This is a genomic window from Campylobacter troglodytis (assembly GCF_006864425.1).
Taxonomy (GTDB): domain Bacteria; phylum Campylobacterota; class Campylobacteria; order Campylobacterales; family Campylobacteraceae; genus Campylobacter_D; species Campylobacter_D troglodytis.
This window is the reverse complement of the sequence record NZ_QHLI01000109.1, coordinates 1-3,327: the sequence shown is the minus strand read 5'-3', so window position 1 is coordinate 3,327 and position 3,327 is coordinate 1. Positions and strand designations below refer to the sequence as shown.

The following is a 3,327-nucleotide window of genomic DNA, read 5'->3' as shown; positions in this document are numbered from 1 at the left end:
AAATACAAGCTAAACAACTTTGCCTTTGAAACAAAATTTTCTCTTAAAATAAAGCTCATAAACATAAGTCCTATTCTACAAACCTAGCCTCCCTACCCCCCCCCCCCCCACTTCAAACAAACCAAGCAAATTCACATTTAAAACCAAGTTTCTTTAAACATAATTACCATCCCTTAAATCAAGCTTATTCTTAAATCCCCCATCTTTCAAACACAACCCCTTGTGCCATCTACCTAAAACAAACCTCCATTTTCAAAAAATTCACTCAAAACACTGAGTAAATTTGAAATGATGCCTAGAATTTATGCTGATTTTGTGCTAAATTGTTTAAGTTTAAGCACTTATTAAGATAAAAAAGGGTTTAATATAAACAAGTCACATTTTTGTTGCGTGTTCTTTAAGTTGATCTTTGTTGTATAGGGCTTTTGCTTAAATTTAGCTTGGTCTAATTTGAACTAAGACTTAAATTAAAGGCTCTTGTCTTAAAGCCTTGTGAATTTTTTTGAAGTTGAGGCTTGAAGTTTTGCGAATTTAGGCTTTGAATTCACACTAAATTCAAGGGCTTGAATTTAAGCAAGGCTGAAAGGCTTTGTCTTTGAATTTAAAGCTCAAAGAGTTTTGAATTCACACGAGGTTTCAAAGGCTCAGTTCAAGGCTTTCAAGCATTGACACAAGGCTTGAATTTAAGTAAGTTTGCAAAGGGCTTTGTCTTTGAATTTAAGTTGCAAATACTTGTCTTTGAATTCACACGAGAATTTAAGTTTCGTCTTTGGATTTTAAAGCTACAAAGGCTTTGAATTTTAAAGGCGTTTGCCCTTGAATTTAAGCTTAAAAGGCTTTAAATTCAAACAAGAATTCAAAGGTTTGAATTTAAAGCTCAAAAGGCTCAAGCAAGTCCACAAGGGCTTGTCCTTGAATTTAAGCCGCAAAGGCTTTGAATTTAAGCAAGGTTGAAAAGCTTCGTCTTTGAATTTTAAAGGCACTGGGGCTTGAATTTAAGCTCAAAGGGTTTAAATTCAAGCAATGCCACAAAAGGATTTAAACCACACAGGCTTAAACTACAAATCTTCGCATTTAAAGCAAGGGGCATCTATCTTTCAAGCAAGGGCATTTGCTCTAATCAAATTTGCAAAAAGCAAATTTGCAAAGGCTCATTTGCAAAAGGCTTAAACTTAAAAAGCAACTCAAAACTTGCTGACAAATTCTAAATTAAGGAGTTAGCTATGGCTATCAAGGGTTTTGCAATGTTAAAAATTGGTTCAGTTGGTTGGATAGAAAAAGATTCTATCACGCCTTGCGGTCCTTTGGATGCGATATGTCGCCCACTGGCACTTTCTACTTGCACTTCTGACATTCACACTGTTTATGAGGGAGGCATAGGTGAGAGGCACAATATGTTCCTAGGACACGAATGCGTAGCCGAGGTTTTGAAGGTAGGTGAGCTAGTAACAGACTTTAAGCCAGGAGATAAGGTTGTAGCACCTGCTATCACTCCTGATTGGGGCACCTTAAATTCACAAAGAGGCTATGCCCAGCACTGCAACGGCGCACTTTCTGGTTGGAAATTCTCTAATATCAAAGATGGGGTCTTTGCAGAGCAGTTTCACGTAAATCACGCAGATGCAAACCTAGCACACCTTCCTGATAATGTAGATATAGCAGATGCTACCTTGCTTTGCGATATGGTTACAACAGGCATTCATTGTGCTGAAAATGCCAATATTAGACCAGGAGATACAGTAGCTGTAATAGGACTAGGACCTGTTGGGCTAATGTGCTGCGCTGGTGCGAATTTAATGGGTGCTAGTGAGATCTATGCTGTTGATTGCGTTGATTCTCGTGTGGCTATAGCTCAAAAGCATTATGGGGCTACTCATTATGTGAATTTCAAAAAGGGACCCTTCCATGAGCAAATCAACGAGATAACCAAAGGCAAGGGCGTTGACAAGGTCTTAATAGCAGGAGGAGACACAAGCACCATAGGACAGTGTTGCTGCTGCGTTAAAAACGGAGGCGTGGTGTCAAATGTAAATTACCTAGGCACAGGAGAAAACATCACAGTGCCAAGAGTAGCGTGGGATGTAGGTATGGGACACAAGGACATAAAAGGAGGACTTACTCCTGGTGGTCGTTATAGAATGGAAAAGCTTGCCACCTTGCTATCCACAGGCAAACTAAATGTCAAGCCTTTAATCACTCACAAGCTAGAAGGCTTTGGCAAGGTAGAAGAAGCCCTTGAACTAATGCGTAAAAAGCCAGAGGGCTTCATTAAGCCTGTGGTTGTTTTATAAGAGCCTAGCTTAAAGCCTTTGTGGTGATTTATAAGGGCTTAAGCTTTAAAGCCTATGGTTGTTTTAAATAGCCTAGCTTAGAGCTTATGCTTGTTTAAGAGCCTAAGCTTAAAGCTTATGCTTGTTAAAAACCTAAGCTTAAAGCCTTTGTGGTGGTTTTATAGCTTTTATAAGCCTTATGAGCCTCTTATGAGCTATTATGCTATTTGAGCCTCTTATGAGCTATTATTAACCTCTATGAGCCTTCTATGAGCCCCTACTTATTTATCCAGTAAGCCTTTGCTTGCTGGATGCTTTGTGTGGGTTTGCGAAATTTCTAGCTTGTTTTTTAGCTTTGTATGAGCTGTTCAATTTCTAGCTTATAAGTTTGCTTGAAGCTTAAAAATTTAAGGATTTTTTAATCTTACAAGAGTTTTTGCCAAATCTTTGCTTTTTAGCAAGTCTTATAACACCAAACTGTAAGGCTACTATGAGACCGCCTTTTGTTTTAATGTAATTTGTAAAGATTATATGTGTGAATTCATCTTGCAAAAATTTATTTTATAAATATTTCTTTGGGCTTACTAGCTTTTTTGCTTTGTGTGGCCTTAGTGCTTAACCTTGCTTTGAATTTTAGTGAGATTTAAACCTTTTAAATTCAGCTTAACTTAGCAAAAATCCTCAAAGAAAGATCTTGATTTAAAAGATTTAAAGGTCTTGTTTTTAAGTTGCATTTGGTTTTAAGGTGCTTTGTAGAGTTTAAAATAAAAAGACTAAAGACTTCAAGTTTTTAAATGCAAGCCTTAAATTTCTAACTTAAATTCAACTCTTTCAAGCTTAGCTTAACTTTTTTCCCACTTTTCCCCATTTTTTCAAAAAAAAAAAAAAAAGATTTTGTGTTATAATTTTAGCTTTTAAGTAGCAAGGTTTTGAATTTCAATTAAATTCAAAGCAAAGTTAAACGAGCATTTGAATTTAAACCAACAAAGCACAAGCGAAGTATCTAGTAATTTAAAAGAGATTTTTCGCTACGGTCAAAATGACAAGTATAGAGCTT

Annotated in this window: 4 protein-coding genes; 3 read left to right on the top strand and 1 reads right to left on the bottom strand. The window is 36.5% G+C overall.

Annotated elements, in window-relative coordinates; translation table 11 throughout:
• Window positions 1-816: 816 nt before the first annotated feature.
• Genes DMC01_RS13960 through DMC01_RS12115 form a run of 3 tightly spaced genes read left to right on the top strand, consistent with a single transcriptional unit; the run spans window position 817 to window position 2,291 of the window.
• On the top strand, window positions 817-954 hold the full coding sequence (locus tag DMC01_RS13960) for a hypothetical protein (protein ID WP_185908934.1): 138 nt from the start codon (window positions 817-819) through the stop codon (window positions 952-954).
• A 35-nt stretch (window positions 955-989) separates the two neighbouring features.
• Window positions 990-1,208 carry a hypothetical protein gene (locus DMC01_RS12120; protein ID WP_142694445.1) on the top strand — a complete coding sequence of 73 codons (219 nt, stop codon included), beginning with the start codon at window positions 990-992 and terminating at the stop codon, window positions 1,206-1,208.
• A gap of 15 nt (window positions 1,209-1,223) precedes the next feature.
• Window positions 1,224-2,291 carry an NAD(P)-dependent alcohol dehydrogenase gene (locus DMC01_RS12115; RefSeq protein WP_142694444.1) on the top strand — a complete coding sequence of 356 codons (1,068 nt, stop codon included), beginning with the start codon at window positions 1,224-1,226 and terminating at the stop codon, window positions 2,289-2,291.
• A gap of 378 nt (window positions 2,292-2,669) precedes the next feature.
• On the opposite strand, the gene DMC01_RS13955 is transcribed toward DMC01_RS12115, so the two are convergent.
• Window positions 2,670-2,822: a hypothetical protein gene (locus DMC01_RS13955; RefSeq protein ID WP_185908933.1), complete on the bottom strand. Its 153-nt coding sequence runs from the start codon at window positions 2,820-2,822 to the stop codon at window positions 2,670-2,672.
• Between the last annotated feature and the right edge of the window lie 505 nt (window positions 2,823-3,327).

What these genes read in the sequence shown, in the direction of transcription:
- DMC01_RS12115 (WP_142694444.1), top strand. Translation starts at nt 1,224, where the DNA reads ATGGCTATCAAGGGTTTTGCAATGTTAAAAATTGGTTCAGTTGGTTGG.